Here is a 4,920-nt window from a genome sequence, read left to right as displayed (position 1 = left end):
TTCTTCCTTCGGGTGGCCCTCCCTGCAGGCGGTCCGAGGACCCATGAGGGACGTAAAGAAGTAGGAAAAAAAACAAGAGCGCCCCCCCCCCACCCCCCCGCCTCCGGGCCCCTCTCGCACGTCCTGGCGCCTACTGGCGGGGGACGGCCTTGCCCGTGGTCGCGTCGATCACCTTCCGGTCGCCCAGCGGTTGCTGGAGCGTGCCCGTCACCGTCATCTCCTGCGCCAGCATGATGCAGGCCTGCCCCGGCTTGTTCGGGGTGTCCGTGATCCTCACCATCACCGACCCGGGCTGCTCGCGGACCTCCAGGGCGTACGTGCTGCACACCCCGCCCCAGAAGTTCACGGTCAGCGTCCGGTCGGCCGAGGCGTACGAGAAACCGGGCACGGTCTGCCCCTTCGCGGGCGGGTCGACCGGGGTGGGCAGGAGCGGGGGAGCCTCCTGGGTCAGGGACGCCGGCTGGGCCACCGTGTGGCCCGGCCCACCGCTCTTGCCCGCCACCTCGAACAGCCAGGCCGGCACCAGGCCGCGAGCCGCGCCGACCGTGCCCGGGACCAGCCCGAGCTCGGCACCGCGCACCGACTCCGTCCGCGTCGGCTTCATCGGCCGGGGCTCCGGATTGCAGGGCAGCGTGTCCGTGGCGCCGTCCGGGGAGTCCGGGGTCAGCGGCACGCTCGTGGCGCAGCCGCTCGGACCGGGGTCCGTGGCGCCGGAGCCCCGGGACTTGTCGTTCAGTCGGGCCAGCGCGTCCACTGCGCCGATCACCGGCTGCTCGGCGGCCCGCACCGGAACCTTCAGCTCGCCACTGCCCGACACCACCACGGAGTCCACACCGACGCCGATCCGGGTGGACCAGCCCTGCGTGGGCAGGCCCCCGATCACCGGGTCGGCCGTCACCAGGCGTGCGGAGCCCTGGGTGATCCGGGCGTCGAGCGCGGCCGAGCCCTGGCCCGCGGCAGCCAGCACGGGCGCGGCGGCGGCCTTGGCGGCCTCCTCGGAGACGGGCGTCCCGGCCGTGCCACCGTGCTCCTGGCCGCCCAGGTCCTGGGGGAGGGTGGCCGGTCCGCAGGTGTCCTTGCCGCGCACGCAGTCGTCGCCGGTGCCGCCCCCGCCCTGGAAGCGGGAGAAGTTCCAGGTCCCGGGAGCCTTGAGGTTCACGGTGAGCCGGGGCCCCGAGCCGTCCGCGATCTCTCCGGCCTGCCAGGTCTCCCCGACGAGCCGGGGCGCACCGGAGATCCCGAGCGAAGCCGCGAGCCGCGCCACCTCGGCGGAGGTCACCTCGCCGCTCGCGGTGAAGGCCGGCGCCGTGGCCGGGCCGTCCGGGAGGGGCACGTCGGCGGTGTACGTGACCCCGCCGCCGGAGGGGTCGGGCTCGCCGGGGGCGATGCCGGGCCCGGGCGGAGTGGGCAGCGCGCGGGGCGCGGAGGCCGCGCTGTCGCCCGTACGGCCCTCTCCGTGGGCGATCGAAGCCCAGTACGCGGTGCCGCCGCCGGCGAGAAGGACGGCGGCCGCGATCGAACCGACGACCCAGACCGGCCGTCGTCGTGCGGCACGTGCCGCACCGGGGGTGCCGAGCACCTCGGGCGTCTCGGGTACTTCCGGTCCTTCGGCTTGTTCGCTGGTCACCGCATCGCTCCTTTGCCCGTCCCGCATGGGGTGATGCGGGTGTGACGGAACAGACGCGGATCCGGTTCCGCCGGGGCCGCCCGGCCGGACGGGCTAGGTCGTCTCTTTCGGATCTTGTCGGCCGAGCCCGCGGCGTCTGGTGCCGTGCCTGGGCGTGCTGTCGGGGCGCTCGCGTACTGGACGTACGTGGTCGCCTCGGCAGTGCGGCCAGGCACGGTGCCAGGCGTCGCGGGCCCGGCAAGATCCGAAAGAGACGGCCTAGTAGCCGTAGAGCGCCGTGGAGGCGATGAGCCGGGCCGAGGCCGCCGGGACGCGGATCCCGTTGATCTGCGAGGGAGCCACCCGATCCGGCCGCGGATCCGCGGGAACCGGCCAATGCGGGGCCATCCGGGCGCAGTCGCCCAGCAGCTGCTCGAAATCGGTGCCCGCCGCGTTCTCGGAGGTCCGGACGTGCCCGAAGCCATCGGTGTAGGTCATGGGGCACGGTAGGCACGGCACCGCGAGTGAAGAAAGAGCTACTACGGGGTAGTTTCTGCCGGTCGGCTGTTCGCCCCCCGACCGGGTAGTTTTGACTGTCCCCTTGCCTTCCCCCGCAGGAGCGTCCACGCCGTGCGTATCGCAGTCACCGGCTCCATCGCCACCGACCACCTCATGACCTTCCCCGGCCGCTTCGCCGACCAGTTGGTCGCGGACCAGCTGCACACGGTCTCCCTCTCCTTCCTCGTCGACAACCTCGACGTACGGCGCGGCGGCGTCGGCCCGAACATCTGCTTCGGCATGGGGCAGCTCGGCGCCCGGCCGATCCTCGTCGGCGCGGCCGGCTCCGACTTCGACGAGTACCGCGCCTGGCTCGACCGGCACGGCGTCGACACCCAGTCCGTGCGGATCTCCGAGGTCCTGCACACCGCGCGCTTCGTCTGCACGACGGACGCCGACCACAACCAGATCGGCTCCTTCTACACGGGCGCGATGAGCGAGGCCCGTCTGATCGAGCTGAAGTCGGTCGCGGACCGGGTCGGCGGCCTGGACCTCGTCCTGATCGGCGCGGACGACCCCGAGGCGATGCTGCGCCACACGGAGGAGTGCCGTACGCGGGCGATCCCCTTCGCCGCGGACTTCTCGCAGCAGATCGCCCGGATGGACGGCGACAACATCCGCACCCTGATGGAGGGCGCGACGTACCTCTTCTCGAACGAGTACGAGAAGGGCCTCATCGAGGCGAAGTCCGGCTGGACCGACGCGGAGATCCTCTCGAAGGTCGGCACCCGGGTCACCACGCTCGGCTCGAACGGCGTCCGCATCGACCGGGTCGGCCACGACCCGATCGTGGTCGGCTGCCCGGAGGAGACCGCGAAGGTCGACCCGACGGGCGTCGGCGACGCGTTCCGCGCGGGCTTCCTGACCGGTCTGGGCTGGGGCGTCGGCCTGGAGCGGGCCGCGCAGGTCGGCTGCATGCTGGCCACGCTCGTCATCGAGACCCTGGGCACCCAGGAGTACACCCTGGGCCGCGCCCACTTCATGGAGCGCTTCACGAAGGCCTACGGCGACGAGGCGGCGGCGGAAGTCCAGTCCCACCTCCCGGCGTAGCCCCTCGCGGTCCCGGTTCGCCTGCCGTTCGTGGGCGGGGCCGGGTGGGCGGGTGCGGGTGGCTCGGCCCTGCGGGGCTGCCCCCTACCCGCCCTTCCACCGTTCCCCGGGCGCTGCCCGGACCCGGGCGGAGCCCCGGGGGGCCGGGGCACAGCCCCGGGGAACGGGCGAAGGGCGGGTGGGGGACAGTCCCGCAGGGCCGCCCCACCCACGGGCCGGCGGCGACCGGGTCAGACCGCCCGGCGGACCGTGTACGCGGTACCGAGGGGACGTGGGGCTTCGCCCACGTACAGCTGCCCCCGCATCGCGCACCACGCCGGAATGTCCAGCCGCGCGACCTCGTCGTCGGACAGCACGGTCACCGTCCCCCCCACCGGCACCCGCCCGATCGCCCGGGCCAGTTCGATCACCGGCTGCGGACACCGCAGCCCGAGGGTGTCCAGTTCCAGGGATTCCGCCTCCGGGTCGGCGGCCATCACCGGTTCCACCACGCCGAGTTGCTCACGGACCCCCGCCACCAGCCCCGGCAGGACCTCCAGGAAGCCGTTGACCTCCGCCGCCGTCGTACCGGCCGGCAGGGACACCCGTACGTTTCCCTCCGACAGCACCCCCATCGCCCGCAGGACATGGGACGGCGTCAGCGTCGAGCTGGTGCACGAGGAGCCGGAGGAGACGGAGTAGCCGGCCCGGTCCAGCCCGTGCAGCAGGGTCTCCCCGTCGACGTACAGGCAGGAGAAGGTGACCAGGTGCGGGAGCCGGAGGTCGGGATGGCCCACCACCTCCACGTCCGGCACCAGTCGGGCGACCCGCCGCCGCAGCCGGTCCACCAGGATCCGCAGCCGGGCGGCCTCCGCGTCCGCCTCGGCGCGCACCGCCCGCAGGGAGGCCGCCGCGGCGACGGCCGCGGGGAGGTTGACGAAGCCGGGGGAGCGCCCCGACTCCCTTTCGTCGGCGGGGCCTTGGGGGGCGAAGCGCACTCCCTTGCGCACCGCCAGCAGGCCGACCCCGGCCGGGCCGCCCCATTTGTGGGCGCTGGCGCACAGCACGGACCAGCCTGCGGGCACCGGCCCCCAGCCCAGCGACTGCGCGGCGTCCACCAGCAGCGGGACCCCGGCGGCGGCGCACACCTCGGCGACCTCCGTCACGGGCTGGACGGTGCCGACCTCGTGGTTGGCCGACTGGAGGCAGGCCAGCGCGGTGGCCTGCCCCACGAGTTCCCGGTACGAGGCGGCGGAGACCCGGCCGAAGCGGTCCACCGGGACCTCCTCGACCCGCCCGCCGCCCGCCGCGTGGAGCTCCGCCGCGTGCAGTACGGAACTGTGTTCCACCGCTGATACGACCAGATGCCCGCCGACGCGCCGACGACCCGCCAGGACCCCGGCCATGCCCGAGTGAACCGCGTGCGTCCCCGAAGGAGTGAACACGAGCTCGTCGGGACGGCAGCCCACCGACTCCGCCGCCGCCTCCCGCGCCGCGTCCAGCAGCAGTCGGGCCCGGCGCCCTTCGCGGTACAGACGGGCCGGGTCGGCCCAGCCTTCGTCAAGGGAGGCCTGGAGCGCCTGCAGGGCCACGGGGTGCAGCGGGGCGGCGGACGCGGTGTCGAAGTACGGCATCCGGTCACGCTAACCGGCCGCCACGCCGACGCCGCGACCGGCGGGCCTGTCGTCAAAGTGCCGTCCGTCCCGCCCTTCGGGCGACGACGGCAC

Annotated in this window: 4 protein-coding genes; 1 reads left to right on the top strand and 3 read right to left on the bottom strand. The window is 74.0% G+C overall.

Annotated features, from left to right (window positions below; all coding sequences use genetic code 11):
- Positions 1-130 precede the first annotated feature (130 nt).
- Together ACFWBW_RS34810 and ACFWBW_RS34805 are read right to left on the bottom strand one after the other, a co-directional pair.
- On the bottom strand, positions 131-1,627 hold the full coding sequence (locus ACFWBW_RS34810) for a hypothetical protein (RefSeq protein WP_385381451.1): 1,497 nt from the start codon (positions 1,625-1,627) through the stop codon (positions 131-133).
- Between the two features lie 258 nt (positions 1,628-1,885).
- A complete protein-coding gene (locus ACFWBW_RS34805; protein ID WP_385381448.1) occupies positions 1,886-2,104 on the bottom strand; it encodes a hypothetical protein in 219 nt (72 codons plus the stop codon).
- Positions 2,105-2,236: 132 nt separating this feature from the next.
- Here ACFWBW_RS34805 and ACFWBW_RS34800 point away from each other — a divergent pair, with 132 nt between their 5' ends.
- Positions 2,237-3,214 (top strand): carbohydrate kinase family protein, encoded by a 978-nt coding sequence (locus ACFWBW_RS34800; RefSeq protein ID WP_385381445.1) that lies wholly within the window; start codon positions 2,237-2,239, stop codon positions 3,212-3,214.
- Between the two features lie 230 nt (positions 3,215-3,444).
- Here the strand turns inward: ACFWBW_RS34800 and ACFWBW_RS34795 are convergent, their stop codons facing one another.
- Entirely contained in the window at positions 3,445-4,827 is a 1,383-nt protein-coding gene (locus ACFWBW_RS34795) for a cysteine desulfurase/sulfurtransferase TusA family protein (protein ID WP_385381442.1), read from the bottom strand.
- Between the last annotated feature and the right edge of the window lie 93 nt (positions 4,828-4,920).

The sequence above is a fragment of the Streptomyces sp. NPDC059957 genome, from assembly GCF_042730015.1.
Taxonomy (GTDB): domain Bacteria; phylum Actinomycetota; class Actinomycetes; order Streptomycetales; family Streptomycetaceae; genus Streptomyces.
The sequence above is the reverse complement of the archived record's forward strand: the minus strand, read 5'-3'. Positions and strand labels throughout refer to the sequence as shown.

Excerpts from the sequence above, each read along its gene's own strand:
- ACFWBW_RS34805 (WP_385381448.1), bottom strand. The coding sequence starts at position 2,104 with ATGACCTACACCGATGGCTTCGGGCACGTCCGGACCTCCGAGAACGCG.
- ACFWBW_RS34795 (WP_385381442.1), bottom strand. The coding sequence starts at position 4,827 with ATGCCGTACTTCGACACCGCGTCCGCCGCCCCGCTGCACCCCGTGGCC.